Genomic DNA, 17052 nt, shown 5'->3' on the forward strand with positions numbered 1-17052 from the left:
GCTCAGATGAGTGGGTCTTTGGCTCCGTCAGGCTCGCCTGACGGAGCTTTTGTGTGAGAAGACCTCGATGACAACACTCCCAAACGGTTGCCTGAGTGCATGGTGCTGGAACATTGCGCACCGGGTTGCCCGCGCCATCCCCGGCAATCGCGCCATCTATGGTGGCCTGGTGCTGCTGGCCCTGCTGCCGGCCTTGGCCATGGGCAAGCCGGACCTGACCCAGAAGGTCGGTCCGACCCTCGCCGATAGTGGCTCGTCCTATTACCGCTTCGAGCGCTACGAGCTGGGCTCCGTTGACGGCCAGCGGCATTACCGCGTGGTGCTCGGCATTCCCAAACGAGCGGCACCGACTGCAGGTTATCCGGCGCTGTACCTGCTCGATGGCAATGCCGCGCTGGCCGCCTTGCGCGAGCCGTGGCTGCAGCAGCTGGATGCGGGCAATCCGCCGCTGCTGGTGATGATCGGCTATGCCACCGAGCTGCGCTTCGACGTGGCGGCGCGTGCCTATGACTACACCCCAGCCGTGCAGCCGGGCGAAGCCTTGCTCGATGACCAGGGGCGTGCGGCGGGCGGCTCGCAGGTGTTTCGCCAGCTGATCGAGCAGCGCATCAAGCCGCTGGTCGAAAGCCGCTATCCGCTGGATCGCAACCGCCAGGGCCTGTGGGGCCACTCCTTCGGCGGGTTGTTCGTACTCGACAGCCTGTTCGCGGCGCCGCAGGGCTTCCAGCACTACTACGCCGCCAGCCCGTCGCTGTGGTGGCAGGGTGGCCTGGTGCTGGAACTGGAAAAGCGCCTGCCAAAGGGCGCCGTAGCGCAGCTGGTACTCATGCGCGGCGGCGCCGAAGGGCAGCGGCATCGCGACCAGGACAGTGCGGGTGCGCGGGCCAGGGCCTCGCTGCCGGCCACTGCGCTGCCACAAATGGCCGAGCGCCTCGACCGGCTGCCGGGGCTCGACGTGCAGTACCAGGAAATAGCCGGTCTGGAACACGGGCCGATGCTGCCGGCGTCGCTGGAGCAGGCGCTGCGTCTGTTTGGCCGGCAGTGAACACCAAGAACGAATGACAGGAATGACCGTGATGCCTGTACTGTCCCGCACCCTGGCCGCCATCCTCGGTGGCTACGCCTTCACCTACGCGTTCACCGCGTTTCTTGCCCGGCTGTTGCCGCTGACGCCGCAGGACGCCCTGGTGGTTGCCACGCTGCCGGCTTTCATCATCTATCCGCTGGCCATTCTCTGGGCCTTCGCCTGCCGCAGCGCGACGCGCGCCTGGCTGGGGCTGGCCCTGGCAGCGCCGCTGGCGCTGGTCGGTTTCTGGCCGCAGCTGGTGAGGGCGCTGGCATGAGCAAGCCGCAGACCATCACCCAGAAACTGTCCTGGCTACACACCTGGGGCGGGCTGATTTTCGGCTGGCTGTTGTTCGCCATCTTCCTCACCGGCACCCTGGCGGTGTTCGACAAGGAGATCGACGAGTGGATGCGCCCGGAGATTCCCGCCCACGCCGTCAGCCAGGTCGATGCCGCTCAGCGTGCGCTGGCCTACCTGCAAGCCAAGCACCCGGACGCCAGCGCCTGGAACATCGGCCTGCCGACCGAGCGCTCGCCGGGCCTCACCGTCTCTGCCGGCGAGCAGCGCCGTGGCGGCGGCGAGGTGCTCGACCCGCGTACTGGAGAGAAGATCACCCCGCGCGAGACCGCCGGCGGCGGCTTCTTCTTCCGCTTCCACTTCACCCTCAACCTGCCGCGCAACATCGGAATCTGGGTGGTCGGGCTAGCTGCGGTGGCTATGCTGGTGGCGCTGGTCAGCGGCATCGTCATCCACAAGAAGTTCTTCAAGGAGTTCTTCACCTTCCGCCCGAACAAGGGCCAGCGCTCCTGGCTCGATGCGCACAATGCCAGTGGCGTGTTGCTGCTGCCGTTCCACCTGATGATCACCTACACCGGTCTGGTGATTTTCTACCTCATCTATATGCCGGCGGCGGTAGATGCGCTGTTCGACGGCAATCGCGAAGCCGCCTTTGGCCGTGGCGGCCAGGGTGGCGAGCAACGTGAGGAGCGAGCGCCACGCGAAGGGCAGGGCGCGGAACGCATGGTGCGCGGTACCGAACAGCAAGGCGAGGCGCGGGGTGTCGGTGGGCGCGAGCGTGAACGTGCGCCGGCCCGTGGCGAGCATGCACAGGCTGAGCTGACCGACCTGGCGCTTCTGCTGGCCGAGGCCGAGCGCCTGATGGGGCCGGTGGCCGGGCTGTCGATCCGCAATCCGGGGCGGGCCGATGCGCTGATCGAGGTGCGTCCGGTGCTGGGCAATCGCATCGAGCTGACCAAGGGGCAGAGCATGCAGTTCCATGGCGTCAGCGGCGCGGTGCTGCGTACGCCCAACGTCGCTCGCCCGGTGCCATTGACCCAGCGGGTCATGGCTGGCCTGCACTTCGCCCAGTTCGGTGGCTACCCGATGCGCTGGCTGTACTTCGTCTGCGGCCTGCTCAGCAGCGCGATGATCGCCACCGGCCTGGTGCTGTTCACCGTCAAACGCCGCCGCCGTCCGGATGCCGAGGGCGCGCTGGCCGCGCGTATGCATGGCTTCGCCGAGCGGGTGAATATCGCGGTGATCGCCGGTCTGGGCATCGCCTGCGTCGGTATGCTCTGGGCCAACCGCCTGCTTCCGGTGGAGCTGGCCGGCCGAGCCGGCTGGGAGGTGCAGGTGTTCTTCGGCCTGTGGCTGCTGACGCTGCTGCATGCCTGCCTGCGCCCCTGCCAGCAGGCCTGGCGCGAGCAGCTGGGCGCTGCCGCGGCACTCTGCCTGGCGCTGCCGCTGCTCAGCGCGCTGACGCTGGAGCAGCCCTGGGCCGATGACACGCGTCTGCTACTGGAGCTGACCAGCCTGACCTGCGGCGCGCTGCTGGCCTGGGCCTCCTGGCGCGTCGGCCGGCCGAGCGACAAGCCGGTGCCCCGGCGCAAGGTGCAACCTGCCCTGGAGGTGAACTGAGATGCTGAGTGCATTCTTCGGCGGCGTGCTGCTGGCCTACGCCGGCATGGTTGGTCTGTGCCAGGGCATGGAGCGGCATTACAAGCAGGTCTGGCAGCGCCTGCCGGCACCAGCGCTGCGGCGCGGCCTGCGTTTCGCCGGCTGGGCGCTGCTGTTGGCCAGCTTCGCCGCCTGCGTGGCGGCCTGGGGCTGGGCCATGGGCCCGGTCGGCTGGTTCGGCCAGATCAGCCTGGCCGGCTTCGCTTTGGTCCTGCTGTTGCCCTATCGTCCGCGCCTGGCGGCACTGCTGCCGCTAGGGGCTCTGCCGCTCTGGGGCCTGTTCTGGCTGCTGGGCGGTTGAGCCGAAGTCGCCGCCGATCTGGGGTCGGCGGCTGTTTGCCGGTATCATGGCGCACCTGTTTCACGAACGGATGGCCGCTTCGCCATGACCCTGCAGTTCCCCACCATCGCCGACTGCATCGGCAACACCCCTCTGGTCCGCCTGCAACGCTTGCCTGGCAGCGAACGCAACCACTTGCTGGTCAAGCTGGAAGGCAACAACCCGGCCGGTTCGGTGAAGGATCGTCCGGCCATGTCGATGATCACCCGCGCCGAGCTGCGCGGTGACATCCAGCCCGGCGACATCCTGATCGAGGCCACCAGCGGCAACACCGGCATCGCCCTGGCGATGGCGGCGGCGATCAAGGGTTACAAGATGATCCTGATCATGCCGGACAACTCTACCGACGAGCGCAAGGCGGCGATGACCGCCTACGGCGCCGAGCTGATCCTGGTGGACAACATGGAGGTCGCCCGCGATCTGGCCCTGGCCATGCAGGCCGAAGGCAAGGGCAAGGTGCTCGACCAGTTTGCCAATGGCGACAACCCCGAGGCGCACTACCGCGGCACCGGCCCGGAGATCTGGCGCCAGACCCAGGGTGCGATCACCCACTTCATCAGCTCGATGGGCACCACCGGCACCATCATGGGCACTTCGCGCTATCTCAAGGAACAGAACCCGGCCATCGAGATCATCGGCCTGCAGCCGCAGGACGGCTCGGCCATCCCCGGCATCCGCCGCTGGCCGCAGGAATACCTGCCGAGCATCTACGATGCCGCGCGGGTGGATCGCGTACTGGACATCACCCAGGCCGAGGCTGAGGACATGATGCGCCGCCTGGCTCGCGAGGAAGGCATCTTCTGCGGGGTGTCCTCCGGTGGCGCCGTGGCGGCCATGCTCAAGCTGGCGCGCGAGACCGAGAACGCGGTGATGGTGGCGATCATCTGCGATCGCGGCGACCGCTACCTGTCTTCCGGCCTGTTCAACCAATAACCATGGCCAAGCACAAGTCGCTGCGCTTCCAGCCCTCCGGTGGCGAGCGCAAGGCCCAGGTACCGGTGGGCAAGAAGCAGAAGCTGACCATCGAGCGTCTGGCCAATGACGGCCGTGGCATCGCCTTCGTCGAGGGGCGCAGCTGGTTCGTCGCCGGCTCCCTGCCGGGCGAGGAGGTTGAGGCTCGCGTGCTGAATGCCCGTGCCCAGGTGGTCGAGGCACGCACCGAGCGCGTGCTGCGCGCCGTGGAGCTGCGCCGCGAGCCGGCCTGTGCCCACGCCGGCACCTGCGGCGGCTGCACCCTGCAACATCTGCCCCACGACGAACAGCTCGCCCTGAAACAGCGCACCCTGGCCGAGCAGCTCAAGCGCTTCGCCGAGCTGCAACCCGGTGAGTGGGTTGCGCCGCTCAGCGGGCCGGAGCTGGGCTATCGCCGCCGCGCGCGCATCGCCGTGCGCTGGGACGTCAAGGCCAAGCGTCTGGAGGTAGGCTTCCGCGCCGCCGCTAGCCAGGACATCGTCGCCATCGACGACTGCCCGGTACTGGTACAGCCCTTGCAATCGATCCTGCGTGCTTTGCCGCAGTTGTTGCGTAGCCTGGACAAGCCGCAGGCGCTCGGTCACGTCGAGCTGTTCCACGGTACTCAGTCGGCCGTGCTGCTGCGCCACACGGCGCCGTTGGGCGAGCCGGATGTGCAGCGTTTGCGTGATTTCTGCGCCGAGCATGACGCGCAGTTGTGGCTGCACGGTGCCGGTGAGCCGGAGGCGGATCAGCCCGAGCTGAGCCTGGGCTATCGTCTGGAGCCCTGGAGCCTGGAGCTGCAGTACCGCCCGGGCGACTTCGTGCAGGTCAACGGCCTGATCAACCAGTCGATGGTCGAACAGGCGCTAGACTGGTTGGCGCCGCAGGCGGGTGAGCGAGTGCTGGACCTGTTCTGCGGCCTGGGCAATTTTGCCCTGCCGCTGGCCCAGCAGGTACGCGAGGTAGTGGCGGTGGAAGGCGTGCAGACCATGGTCGAGCGGGCGCGCGACAACGCGCAGCGCAATGGCCTGGGCAACCTGCACTTTTTCCGTGCCGACCTGTCGAACCCGCTGGCCGGTGAACCCTGGGCCGCCCAAGGCTTCGATGCGATCCTGCTGGACCCGCCGCGTGACGGTGCGTTCGAGGTGGTCAAGCAGATCGGCGTGTTGGGCGCGCGGCGTTTGGTTTATGTTTCATGCAACCCGGCGACCCTGGCGCGCGATGCCGCCGAACTGGTCAGGCAGGGTTTCCGGCTGAAGCGGGCCGGGATTCTCGACATGTTCCCGCAGACGGCACATGTGGAGGCGATGGCGTTATTCGAGATGGGCTAGGAAGCTCATGTAATCCGACTGACCCATAGAAGGTCAGAGCTAATCCGGCGGGTTCAGGCCCGCCGTAGGGAAGGCAGAAGATGGTACAGGTGAGAGCACACCAGCCGATCAACCTCGACGGCAGCATCAACCTCGAGGCTTGGCTGGACCATACGTTGAGCGTCGACCCGGCGCTGGATCGCGAGGCTCTGAAGGCGGCCTGCGAGTTCGCCCGCGAGGTCGAGCAGCAGGCCAATGCCGCGCAGAACCTGTGGGCGGAGGGCAACTCCAGCTTCCAGACGGGCCTTGAGATCGCCGAGATCCTCGCCGACCTCAAGCTCGACCAGGACAGCCTGGTGGCCGCGGTGATCTACCGCGCCGTGCGCGAGGGCAAGACCACACTCAAGGCGGTCAACGACAAGTTCGGCCCGGTGGTGGCCAAGCTGATCGAGGGCGTGCTGCGCATGGCCGCCATCAGCGCCTCGCTGAATCCGCGCGACTCCCTGGTGCTCGGCTCCCAGGCCCAGGTGGAGAACCTGCGCAAGATGCTGGTGGCCATGGTCGACGACGTGCGCGTGGCCCTGATCAAACTGGCTGAACGTACCTGCGCGATCCGCGCGGTCAAGCATGCCGACGATGAAAAACGCCACCGCGTGGCGCGCGAGGTGTTCGACATCTACGCGCCGCTGGCCCATCGCCTGGGCATCGGCCATATCAAATGGGAGCTGGAGGACATCTCCTTCCGCTACCTGGAGCCCGAGCAGTACAAGCAGATCGCCAAGCTGCTGCACGAGCGCCGCCTGGATCGCGAACAGTACATCGCCGACGTGATGCAGCAGCTGCGCGACGAGCTGACCGCCACCGGCATCAAGCCGGACATCAGCGGCCGCGCCAAACACATCTATTCGATCTGGCGGAAGATGCAGCGCAAGGGCCTGCAGTTCAGCCAGATCTATGACGTGCGCGCCGTGCGCGTGCTGGTGCCCGAGGTGCGCGACTGCTACACCGCGCTGGGCATCGTCCACACCCTGTGGCGGCACATTCCCAAGGAGTTCGACGACTACATCGCCAACCCCAAGGAGAACGGCTACCGCTCGCTGCACACCGCGGTGATTGGCCCGGACGGCAAGGTGCTGGAGGTGCAGATCCGCACCCACGCCATGCACGAGGAAGCCGAGCTGGGCGTGTGCGCGCACTGGAAATACAAGGGTACCGACGTCAAGGGCGGCTCCGACCACTACGAAGAGAAGATGGCCTGGCTGCGCCAGGTGCTCGAGTGGCACGAGGAGCTGGGCGATATCGGCGGCCTGGCCGAGCAGCTGCGCGTCGACATCGAGCCGGACCGGGTCTACGTGTTCACCCCGGACGGCCACGCCATCGACCTGCCCAAGGGCGCCACGCCGCTGGACTTCGCCTACCGCGTGCACACCCAGATCGGCCATAACTGCCGTGGCGCCAAGGTCAATGGGCGCATCGTGCCGCTGACTTACAGCCTGCAGACCGGCGAGCAGGTGGAGATCATCACCTCCAAGCAGGGCGCGCCGAGCCGCGACTGGCTCAACCCCAACCTCGGTTACATCACCACCAGCCGTTCGCGGGCCAAGATCGTTCACTGGTTCAAGCTGCAGGATCGCGAGCAGAACGTCGCCGCCGGCAAGGCCATGCTCGAACGCGACCTGGCGCGCCTGGCGCTGCCGACCGTGGACTTCGCCAAGCTGGCCGACAAGTGCAACCTGAAGACCGCCGAGGACATGTACGCCGCCCTCGGTGCCGGCGACCTGCGCCTGGCTCATGCGGTCAACCTGGCCCAGCAACTGGTGGAGCCGGAACGCGGCACCGAACAGCTCGAGCTGATCCCGCGCCGGAGTCAGAGCCTGCGTCCGGGGCGGCGCGGCGATATCCAGATCGAGGGCGTCGGCAACCTGCTCACGCAGATGGCCGGCTGCTGCCAGCCGCTGCCGGGTGACCCCATCGTCGGCTACATCACCCAGGGCCGTGGCGTGTCCATTCACCGCCAGGACTGCGCCTCGGTGCTGCAACTGGCCGGTCGTGAGCCGGAGCGGATCATCCAGGTCAGCTGGGGCCCGGTGCCGGTGCAGACCTACCCGGTGGATATCGTGATCAAGGCCTACGACCGTTCCGGTCTGCTGCGCGACGTGTCGCAGGTGCTGCTCAACGACCGCATCAACGTGCTGGCGGTGAACACCCGCTCGAACAAGGAGGACAACACCGCCTCCATGTTGCTGACCATCGAGATTCCGGGGCTGGATGCCCTGTCGCGGCTGCTGGGGCGCATTTCCCAGCTGCCGAACATCATCGAAGTTCGCCGCAACCGTTCCGGCACCTAACAGGCGCGCCCCGTCCAGGCGGGGCGCCCTCGACCACACGGAAGCCCCATGTACCAGCTCGACGACCTGCTGCACCTGATGGCCCGCCTGCGCGACCCGCAGCACGGCTGCCCCTGGGACCTCAAGCAGAGCTACGCGACCATCGTGCCCTACACCATCGAGGAAGCCTACGAGGTGGCCGACGCCATCGAACGCGGCGACTTCGACCACCTGCCCGGCGAGCTGGGCGACCTGCTGTTCCAGGTCGTCTACTACAGCCAGCTGGCCAGGGAGGAGGGGCGCTTCGAATTCGCCCAGGTGGTCGATGGCATCACCCGCAAGCTGATTCGCCGCCACCCGCACGTGTTCCCCGATGGCGATCTGTACGGCGCGCCGGATGCGGCGAAGCTGGAGGAAGCGGCGGTCAAACAGCGCTGGGAAGAGCTCAAGGCCGAGGAGCGGGCGGAGAAGGCTGCCGCGCCGGAGCAGCTGTCGCTGCTCGACGATGTGCCGGGTGCACTGCCGGCGCTATCGCGCGCGGCCAAGCTGCAAAAGCGCGCGGCCCAGGTCGGTTTCGACTGGCCGGAGGCGTTGCCGGTGGTGGACAAGCTGCGCGAGGAGCTCGACGAAGTCCTTGAGGCCATGAGCGAGAACGATGCCGAGGCCATCGCCGAGGAGATCGGCGACCTGCTGTTCGTCAGCGTCAACCTGGCACGGCATCTCAAGGTCGACCCGGAAAGCGCCCTGCGCGCGGCCAATGCCAAGTTCGAGCGGCGCTTCCGCTATATCGAACAGGCATTGCGCGATACCGCCCGGCCCATCGAGAATTGCAGCCTGGAAGAGCTGGATGCCCTGTGGGGCGAAGCCAAGAAACTGGAAAAACTGCAGCCTGGCTGCTGAGTGACGAGAACCCCATGAGCCTTTCCCTCCGCGACCAGTTGCTGAAAGCCGGCCTGGTCAATGAAAAGCAGGCCAAGCAGGCCGGCAAGCAGAAACAGAAACAGACCCGCCTGGAGAAGAAGGGCCAGGTCGAAGTGGACGATTCGCAGCAGCAGGCCGCCCTGCAAGCCAAGGCCGACAAACAGGCCAAGGACCAGGAGCTGAATCGCCAGCAGCAGGAGAAGGCCCAGCAGAAGGCCATCTCCGCGCAGATCAAGCAGCTGATCGAGAGTGCCCGCCTGCCGAAGATCGGCGGCGAGGACTACTACAACTTCGTCGACGACAAGAAGGTCAAACGCATCGCGGTGAACAACCTGATGCGCGACAAGCTCAGTCGCGGCTCGCTGGCCGTGGTGCGCCATGGTGGCGGCTACGAGGTGATCCCGCGCGAGGCGGCTCTGAAGATCCAGGAGCGCGATGCGCAGCGCATCGTCCTGCTTAACACCCAGACCGAAGGGCCGGACGAGGACGATCCATACGCCGCCTACCAGATCCCCGACGATCTGATGTGGTAACGAAAAAGCCGGGCACTGCCCGGCTTTTTTCTGTCGCTGTTTTGCTCAGCAGCTCGGGCTGTCGCCAAGCAGCACACGGCCGAAGCTGGCGCCGGCATCCAGTGGCGTGATGGCCAGCAGGCGGTCCATGCGCAGCTGTCGCTCGCCATCATCGGTGCCGACCACGAGAAACTCCTCCTTGCTGGCCGAGGTGCTGGTGCCCAGGGCCTGGGCCAGCAGTTCACCGCCGTCGACCAGTTCGATGCGCAGCCGGTAACGGTGCAGGCAGGCGACTTCCAGGTAGTCGTACAGGGCGCAGGCCAGTGGTCGATAGCTGTCGTTCATGGTCATGCTCGGAAGGCGGATGGCTGCAGCCTAGCGCTTTCTTGCAGGCATGAAAAAGCCGGGCATTGCCCGGCTCGTTCGATTCGCTGCGCTTACTCGGCGATGCCTTCGACGGTGCGACCGTCAACGGTGCCGTCCTTGAGCATGATCTGGTATTCCTTGCCGTCCTTCTCCACCTGGTACAGGCGCACCAGCAGGTAGTTCCAGTCCTTGGCGAACCACAGCACGGTCTTGCGGCTGCTCTGGGTCGGGTCGCGCACGCGCTCGACCTTGATCGCGTCAACCAGGCCGGCCTTGGTGCGCACGCGCTCCTCGCCGAGCACGCGGAAGTCGTAGGTCTCGATCTCGTCGCCGTCGACCACCTGGTAGCTCATGCTCTGTTTGCCGGCGGCCACGTCGTGCTGCAGGGTCAACTGGTAGGTCGACTTGTCCTGCATGCCGCGGTTGAGCGGGAAGCGCACTGGCTCGCCGCGGTCGTTGCCCAGCACCTGTTTCTCGGTCCAGTCGAAGTCCAGCTCGATCTGCTTGGCCTTGCCCAGGCCGCTGCGGTCGAAGCGGTAGGTCAGTGGCAGGAAAGCGTCGTTTTCCAGGCGGAAGGTGCTGGTCTCGTTGAGGCTGGCGACCAGCATGGAGGCTTCGAAATTCAGCTCCCAGCGGCCGTTGTCCAGCGCCTTGAGGCTGCGGCTGGCGGTGCCGCTGATCGGTACCTGCTTCCAGTCGGCGGTGTAGCTGGCGGAGAAGGGCTTGAGCTCCAGAGCCTGCACCGGCAGGGCCAGCAGGGCGAGTAGCATCAGCAGAACGCGGGGCATGGAATCTCCTATGTGCGGATCAGGTGGCCGGTGGCCGGCAGGGCCGTGCCATCCAGTTGTGCACCGGTCGCGCCCAGTTTCAGGCGGCCTTCGGCGAACCAGCGCATCGCCAGAGGATAGATGTGATGTTCCTGGCTGTGTACTCGCTGAGCCAGGCTCTCCGGCGTATCGCCAGACTCTACCGGCACTACCGCCTGTACGACCAGTGGTCCGCCATCGAGTTCCTCGGTGACGAAGTGCACGCTGCAGCCATGCTCGCTGTCGCCAGCCTCCAGCGCGCGCTGGTGGGTGTGCAGGCCCTTGTACTTGGGCAGCAGCGAGGGATGGATATTCAGCAGGCGGCCTTCGTAGTGACGCACGAAGCCACCGGTGAGGATGCGCATGAAGCCGGCCAGCACCACCAGCTGCGGGTCGAAGCCGTCGATGGCTTCGACCAGCGCGGCGTCGAAGGCCTCGCGGCCGTCGAACTGCTTGTGGTCCAGGACCAGAGTGGCGATGCCAGCCTGCTTGGCCCGCTCCAGCCCGTAGGCATCGGCGCGGTTGGAAATCACCGCGGCGATGCGTGCCGGATTACCGTCTTTGCCGATGCTGTCGATCAGGGCCTGCAGGTTGCTGCCGGACCCTGAGATCAGCACCACGACATTGCAGTCGGCCATCAGTGGGTTTTCAGGTTGTTCAGCACGACCAGCTCAGCACCTTCGGCGGCCTGGGCGATCTGGCCGATGACCCATGGGGCTTCGCCGGAGGCGCGCAGGCTGGCCAGGGTGGCCTCGACCTGGTCCTGGGCGACGCAGATGACCATGCCGACGCCGCAGTTCAGCACGCGGTGCATTTCGTGCTCGTCGACGTTGCCTTTTTCCTGCAGGAAGTTGAACACGGCCGGGCGGTTCCAGCTGGCCACGTCGATCACCGCCTGGGCGCCTTGCGGCAGCACGCGCGGGATGTTGTCGAGCAGGCCGCCGCCGGTGATGTGGGCCATGGCCTTGACCGCGCCGGTGTCCTTGATCAGCTTCAGCAGCGGCTTGACGTAGATGCGGGTCGGCGCCATCAGCAGGTCGGCCAGCTTCTTGCCATCCAGTTCGGTGGCGTCGATGTCGGTGCCGGAGACTTCGAGGATCTTGCGGATCAGCGAGTAGCCGTTGGAGTGCGGGCCGGAGGAGGGCAGGGCGACCAGGGCGTCGCCGGTGACCACTTTCGAGCCGTCGATGATCTCGGCCTTTTCCACCACGCCGACGCAGAAGCCGGCCAGGTCGTAGTCTTCGCCTTCGTACATGCCCGGCATTTCGGCGGTCTCGCCACCGACCAGGGAGCAACCGGCCAGCTCGCAACCAGCGCCGATGCCGGTGACCACGGTGGCGGCCACGTCGACATTGAGCTTGCCGGTGGCGTAGTAGTCGAGGAAGAACAGCGGCTCGGCGCCGCACACCACCAGGTCGTTGACGCACATGGCGACCAGATCCTGGCCGATGCTGTCGTGCTTGTTCAGGTTCAGCGCCAGACGGAGTTTGGTGCCGACGCCGTCGGTGCCGCTGACCAGTACCGGCTGCTTGTAGCCGGCCGGGATCTCGCAGAGGGCGCCGAAACCACCCAGGCCACCCATGACTTCCGGACGTGCGGTGCGCTTGGCCACGCCTTTGATGCGCTCGACCAGGGCTTCGCCGGCGTCGATGTCGACACCTGCATCCTTGTAGCTGATGGAGGGTTGCTTGCTCATGGGTTCAGGCCTTTAGAAGGGGAATGCTGTGGGCGACCGGCATGTGTGCGGGCCGGTCCGCGAAGGCGCGCGATTTTATCAGGCTTGCCCGCCAGCGGCCACCGGGCGCGACGGTTGCCGGGGGACAGGCGGCTGTTTAAGGTATAGCCCTTCGCGTGCCGCACAGGCGCGTCCTTCCGAGCCGAGACCCTATCGATGCGCCTGTCCGCCCGCCTGCTTGCCCTCTGCCTTCCGCTGTTCAGCCTGCCGGCCCTGGCCGAGACGGTCAGCGGCCTCTATCAGGTGCGTGAGGCGGTCACCAGCCAGCAGCCGGAGGAGCGCACCGCCGCCCTCAACCGCGCCCTGGAGACCCTGGTGCTGCGCCTGACCGGCGACGCTAAGGCGGTACAGAGCCCGGCGCTGCAGGCGGTACGCCAGGACCCGCAGCAACTGGTCAGCCAGTACGTCTACGAGGGCGAGACCCTGGTGGTGGACTTCGATCCGCTGACCACCGAGAACAAGCTGCGCCAGGCCGGCCTGCCGATGTGGGGCGCCAATCGCCCGTCGATCCTGGCCTGGTGGCTGAACAGCGGTACCGAAGGCGCCAGCCTGGTCGGCGATGCGCAGGAGGCTTCCAAGCCGCTGCAGCAGGCTGCCCAGCACCGCGGCCTGCCTGTGCGCCTGCCGCTGGCCGATCTGCAGGAGCAACTGGTTGCCACCCCGGAAAACCTCGGTGCCAGCCAGCCGGATGCCCTGCAACCGGCCTCCGAGCGTTATGCAGCCGATGCCCTGCTGGCCGTGCAGGCGCATGAGGAAGGCGGCCAGTGGCAGGCCGAATGGCGCCTGTGGCTGGGCGATGCCCGTGAGCAGGGCAAGGCCCAGGGCGCCGATCAGCAGGCCCTGGCCGACGCAGTGCTGCTGGCCGTTAGCGAGCGCCTGGCACCGCGTTTCCTGGTCAAGCCGGGTGCCGCCAGTGCCATGACTCTGGAGATCCAGGGTGCCAACCTCGGGCGCTACGCCGAGCTGGAACGCCTGCTCGAGCCGTTCGCCGCCCGCCTGCTGCGGGTCAAGGGTGACCAGATGGTCTGGCAGGTCAACGCCAGCGCCGAGCAGCTGCGCGCCCAGCTGGGTTTGGCCGGCCTGCAGGAAGTGCCGGCCGACGCCGCGCCGCTGGACGCCGCCGCAGCGCCCCAGGCCGCGCCGACTCCGGCGCCGGTCAACCTGATGCGCTTCCGCTGGTAATCCCGGCCGCCGGTATTGGCCGGCGGCACAACCCGAATATTCCATCTATGTAGCGACGGAGTGCCTGAGATGACCGATTCGCGGCGCTGGCTATGGCTGGCCGGCCTGTTCCTCTGCGGCTGGCTGATCTACCTGCTGACCCCCATCCTCTCGCCGTTCCTGGTCGCCATGCTGCTGGCCTACATGGGCGACCCGCTGGTGGACCGCCTGGAGAAGCGCGGCCTGTCGCGCACCTGGGGCGTGGTCATCGTCTTCAGCCTGTTCAGCCTGCTGCTGCTGATCATGCTGCTGGTGCTGATCCCCATGCTCGGCCGCCAGCTGGTGCGCCTCTACGAACTGGCGCCGCAGGGCCTCGACTGGGCGCAGCACCAGGCGCTGCCCTGGGTGCAGGCGCAATTCGGCCTGGCGGAGGGCTTCTGGCGCTTCGATCAAGTCAAAGAAGCGCTGTCTGGCCACCTGGGCAAGACCACCGATATCGTCGGCGGCCTGCTGGCCCAGGCCACCGCCTCCGGTCTCGCCCTGCTGGGCTGGTTGGGTAACCTGTTGCTGATCCCGGTGGTGGCCTTCTACCTGCTGCGTGACTGGGACCTGATGATCGCCAAGCTGCGCAGCCTGCTGCCGCGTGCCCGCGAGAGCCTGGTGGTGCAGCTGGTCGGCGAATGCCACGAGGTGCTCGGTGCCTTCATGCGCGGCCAGTTGCTGGTGATGCTGGCCCTGGCCGGCATCTACTCGGTCGGCCTGATGGTGGTTGGCCTGGAGCTGGGCCTGCTGATCGGCCTGCTTGCCGGCCTGGCCAGCATCGTGCCGTACATGGGCTTCATCGTCGGTTTCGGCGCTGCTGTGGTGGCCGCTTTGTTCCAGCACGCGGGTTTCGAACTGTATCCGCTGATCGGTATTGCCGTGGTGTTCGGCATCGGCCAGTTACTCGAAGGCATGCTGCTGACGCCCATGCTGGTTGGCGATCGCATTGGCCTGCACCCGGTGGCAGTGATCTTCGCCATCCTCGCCGGTGGTCAGCTGTTTGGCTTCACCGGCGTACTGTTAGCCCTGCCGGTGGCGGCCGTGATCATGGTATTGCTGCGCCATGCGCATGATTTCTATAAACAATCAGTCACCTATGGTGCTACGCCACCATCTGGTTGATTTTGCTGGGGTTTTTCTTTTGCTTCCTAGCTGGTGTCGAAGAAGTGTCGAAGCCATCCAGCGGATTCAGGCGTAGAGCATCCCGCAAGTGAGCGGGGGAGAGGTGCGCATAGCGCATGGTCATCGTCAGCGACGCATGGCCAAGAATCTCTTTCAGGGTAAGGATATTCCCGCCGTTCATCATGAAATGTGAGGCGAACGTGTGGCGTAGCACGTGCGAGCACTGGCCGCGAGGCAGCACGATGCCTGAATGCTCAACAGCTATGCGGAAAGCCCGGCTGCAGCTGGTGAAGCGCTGGTGTTCCCCCAGGTGCTCGAGTAGCCGTTTCTCTAGCTTCTTACTCACCGGAATGACGCGAAGCCGCTTCGACTTGGTATTGGTGAAGATCACAGTCTGATTCCTCACACGCTCCAGGGTCAGACCCTCAGCCTCAGACCAGCGAGCACCGGTCGCCAGACAGACCTCCGCCACCAGACGGACGCAGCGCGAGCGGCTGGCATCAAGCGCTTCGATCAATTGCGGGATCTGTTTCATCGACAGATACGATAGTTGTCGCTCCTGAAACTTGAGCGGCTTCACCTTGGCCAATGGGTTGGAATAGTCGATATCGCCCAGGCGATGCAGCTCATTGAAGACGGCCTTTAGGTAGGTGAAGCGGTTGTTGATCGACTTTGGCACAGCGCCCGACTCCAGCTCCTTGCGGCGCAGCTCAACTAGATGAGCCCCGGTCAGCTTGGTTGCCTCCGGATCACCCAGCCGCTGGCACATCAGTAGCAGGGTGTTTTTACGGCGCTCGCCACTACTAATGGAGTGGCCGTGCAGGGCGTACCAGCGGTCAACCAGCTCAGAGAGCTTGCGGCGATCCTTGGGCTTGGGGTTCCAGTCTTTCTGATTGATGACCGAGGCACGCATAGTGGCCTCGAAACGCATGGCCTCAGCCTTGGTTTTGAACGTCTTACGGAAGCGCTTGCCTTTGACCGGCTCAACATCGACTTTCCAACGACCATCTGCCTGCTGTTCGATAGCCATCTAGACGGCCATCCCGAACCGGACTTTCCGTTCTTCTAGGCGCTCGGCAATCATCTTAAGCACGTCCTGATTGGTCATGTCGCGAGCGGCATAGTGATCTTTCATCGTGGGCCAGATAGGCAGCTGGCGGATGGCCTTAAAGCCCTTCTTTGCGTCGACACCCTCACGAGCGAGCAGCGAAATTAGGCCGCCCATGACGATGTCGATAGCCTTTCCCGAGAACCCCCTAGCCGTCTTGTACTGGCGCTTGTAGAAGGTCTCATCCAGCAGCGAATCAACCTCAGATTGGACGCGCACATCATCACGGCAGAGCTGCCAAAAGGCATCCAGCACACCAGGGCGGGACATGAGCCGGAAGTTTTGCAGGCCATAGCGCCACAGGCCGTCGAGGTGCGGGACCAGTTCGGCAAAGCTGGTGGTGTTAAGGAAGTCGCCGGAGTGGACCGAACAGCTACCGTGGGCGAATTGCTGCACTACGGAGTGGTGATAGCGAAGCTCCAGACGCCACACAGGAGCGTCGGCGTCATAGTTGGCAGGGTCCTGATCGTCGAAGCTGTCACGGCGTTTCCAGACACCTTCCCAATAGTCGAGCTTGTCTATCGAGCGGGCCTGAAGGGTTTTGTTGTACAGAGCGAGCTGGACGCCACCAGCAGAGCCGAACATGAAGGACTGGCCACGGCCATACACGGCGGCAGTCTCTTCCCAGCCATAGGACTGGATACCGTCACGGCGGCGCTCTGCCTGCGCCTTGCAGTGCAGGTGAGCCACGAAGTCGGCGGGCGGGGTCCAGCCTTGGAAGTCGAGGGCGAGGTGCACAGCGCATTGGTTGCGCTCGACATGGTGCAAGGACGCAGCAGCGAGGAAGTCGAGCTGCTCCTGTAAACGCTCAGGCGAACGGCCGTCGATAGCATGCGGCGACACTTCAATCTTGAGGTGCGAGCCGATGGCGTCCGACTTCACGTTGTGGTTTTTGAGCAGCAGGATCAAGCCCAGGTCGGCATTCTGGAGCTTGTACTGGTAGCCCGAGTCACGACCGACGCGGGACATGTGGAAGCGGTAGCCGGCGAAATCGACCATGCCCGGCTTCTGATCGAACATCGCCAGCACCTCGGGGCGAATCATGCCCCGGTAGAGCTGGCGGACGGTATCGACGCCACAGCGGAGCAGGCGAACGCCTGACAGGTCGGTGAACTTGGCCAGCTTGGAATCAAAAAAGAGCCGGCCCGCGCTGTCTTCCAGTACCTGGCCGTCCTGCTGCATCACCAATCGAATCTGATCCTTGAGCTTCGCCATTTTCTCGCTTTCCTATTGCTGAATACTGCTGTGTATTGCTGTCGCTTAGTTTCGATTCATAGACGTGCTACAGGGTCGTCCCGGCGCTACCGCCCCGGCGCGTACCGACCG

The 17052-nt window shown here is 65.5% G+C and carries 17 protein-coding genes; 11 read left to right on the forward strand and 6 right to left on the reverse strand.

The features are described from left to right. The first annotated feature begins 67 nt into the window (after positions 1 to 67). From IP89_RS19830 to IP89_RS19870, 9 genes are all read left to right on the forward strand, one after another. Entirely contained in the window at positions 68 to 1045 is a 978-nt protein-coding gene (locus IP89_RS19830; RefSeq protein WP_081963324.1) for an alpha/beta hydrolase, read from the forward strand. A 31-nt stretch (positions 1046 to 1076) separates the two neighbouring features. Then, on the forward strand, positions 1077 to 1343 hold the full coding sequence (locus IP89_RS19835) for a DUF3649 domain-containing protein (protein ID WP_256203170.1): 267 nt from the start codon (positions 1077 to 1079) through the stop codon (positions 1341 to 1343). Then, a complete protein-coding gene (locus tag IP89_RS19840) occupies positions 1340 to 2983 on the forward strand; it encodes a PepSY domain-containing protein (protein WP_043311450.1) in 1644 nt (547 codons plus the stop codon). Before IP89_RS19835 ends, IP89_RS19840 begins: the two co-directional genes overlap by 4 nt. A gap of 1 nt (position 2984) precedes the next feature. Then, the gene (locus tag IP89_RS19845; RefSeq protein WP_043311451.1) at positions 2985 to 3323 is read left to right on the forward strand and encodes a DUF3325 domain-containing protein; all 339 of its coding nucleotides are present in this window, start codon (positions 2985 to 2987) and stop codon (positions 3321 to 3323) included. A gap of 84 nt (positions 3324 to 3407) precedes the next feature. Further along, positions 3408 to 4295, forward strand: a complete 888-nt coding sequence (gene cysM, locus IP89_RS19850) for a cysteine synthase CysM (protein ID WP_043311452.1) — start codon at positions 3408 to 3410, stop codon at positions 4293 to 4295. Between the two features lie 2 nt (positions 4296 to 4297). Further along, positions 4298 to 5647: a 23S rRNA (uracil(1939)-C(5))-methyltransferase RlmD gene (rlmD, locus tag IP89_RS19855; RefSeq protein WP_043311453.1), complete on the forward strand. Its 1350-nt coding sequence runs from the start codon at positions 4298 to 4300 to the stop codon at positions 5645 to 5647. A gap of 80 nt (positions 5648 to 5727) precedes the next feature. Then, the gene (relA, locus tag IP89_RS19860) at positions 5728 to 7974 is read left to right on the forward strand and encodes a GTP diphosphokinase (RefSeq protein ID WP_043311455.1); all 2247 of its coding nucleotides are present in this window, start codon (positions 5728 to 5730) and stop codon (positions 7972 to 7974) included. Between the two features lie 48 nt (positions 7975 to 8022). Continuing rightward, positions 8023 to 8853, forward strand: coding sequence for a nucleoside triphosphate pyrophosphohydrolase (gene mazG, locus IP89_RS19865; RefSeq protein WP_043311456.1), 831 nt, complete (start codon positions 8023 to 8025; stop codon positions 8851 to 8853). Positions 8854 to 8867: 14 nt separating this feature from the next. Next, positions 8868 to 9407 carry a DUF2058 domain-containing protein gene (locus tag IP89_RS19870; protein WP_043311457.1) on the forward strand — a complete coding sequence of 180 codons (540 nt, stop codon included), beginning with the start codon at positions 8868 to 8870 and terminating at the stop codon, positions 9405 to 9407. 45 nt (positions 9408 to 9452) lie between these two features. Here the strand turns inward: IP89_RS19870 and IP89_RS19875 are convergent, their stop codons facing one another. From IP89_RS19875 to purM, 4 genes are all read right to left on the reverse strand, one after another. Continuing rightward, positions 9453 to 9731 carry a Rho-binding antiterminator gene (locus tag IP89_RS19875; RefSeq protein WP_043311515.1) on the reverse strand — a complete coding sequence of 93 codons (279 nt, stop codon included), beginning with the start codon at positions 9729 to 9731 and terminating at the stop codon, positions 9453 to 9455. Between the two features lie 92 nt (positions 9732 to 9823). Then, positions 9824 to 10540 (reverse strand): DUF3108 domain-containing protein, encoded by a 717-nt coding sequence (locus tag IP89_RS19880; protein ID WP_043311458.1) that lies wholly within the window; start codon positions 10538 to 10540, stop codon positions 9824 to 9826. Between the two features lie 8 nt (positions 10541 to 10548). Continuing rightward, complete coding sequence (gene purN, locus IP89_RS19885) at positions 10549 to 11196, reverse strand: phosphoribosylglycinamide formyltransferase (RefSeq protein WP_043311459.1); 648 nt, start codon at positions 11194 to 11196, stop codon at positions 10549 to 10551. Beyond that, positions 11196 to 12254, reverse strand: a complete 1059-nt coding sequence (gene purM, locus IP89_RS19890; protein ID WP_043311460.1) for a phosphoribosylformylglycinamidine cyclo-ligase — start codon at positions 12252 to 12254, stop codon at positions 11196 to 11198. The genes purN and purM overlap by 1 nt, the downstream gene beginning before the upstream one ends. A 195-nt stretch (positions 12255 to 12449) precedes the next feature. Here purM and IP89_RS19895 point away from each other — a divergent pair, with 195 nt between their 5' ends. Next, positions 12450 to 13475 (forward strand): DUF2066 domain-containing protein, encoded by a 1026-nt coding sequence (locus tag IP89_RS19895; RefSeq protein ID WP_043311461.1) that lies wholly within the window; start codon positions 12450 to 12452, stop codon positions 13473 to 13475. Between the two features lie 69 nt (positions 13476 to 13544). Continuing rightward, positions 13545 to 14618, forward strand: coding sequence for an AI-2E family transporter (locus IP89_RS19900; RefSeq protein WP_043311462.1), 1074 nt, complete (start codon positions 13545 to 13547; stop codon positions 14616 to 14618). Here the strand turns inward: IP89_RS19900 and IP89_RS19905 are convergent. Together IP89_RS19905 and IP89_RS19910 are read right to left on the reverse strand one after the other, a co-directional pair. Next, entirely contained in the window at positions 14599 to 15648 is a 1050-nt protein-coding gene (locus IP89_RS19905; protein WP_052081148.1) for a tyrosine-type recombinase/integrase, read from the reverse strand. The genes IP89_RS19900 and IP89_RS19905 overlap by 20 nt on opposite strands. Continuing rightward, on the reverse strand, positions 15649 to 16941 hold the full coding sequence (locus IP89_RS19910) for a hypothetical protein (protein WP_043311464.1): 1293 nt from the start codon (positions 16939 to 16941) through the stop codon (positions 15649 to 15651). Between the last annotated feature and the right edge of the window lie 111 nt (positions 16942 to 17052).

The sequence above is a fragment of the Pseudomonas sp. ML96 genome, from assembly GCF_000761545.1.
Taxonomy (GTDB): Bacteria; Pseudomonadota; Gammaproteobacteria; order Pseudomonadales; family Pseudomonadaceae; genus Aquipseudomonas.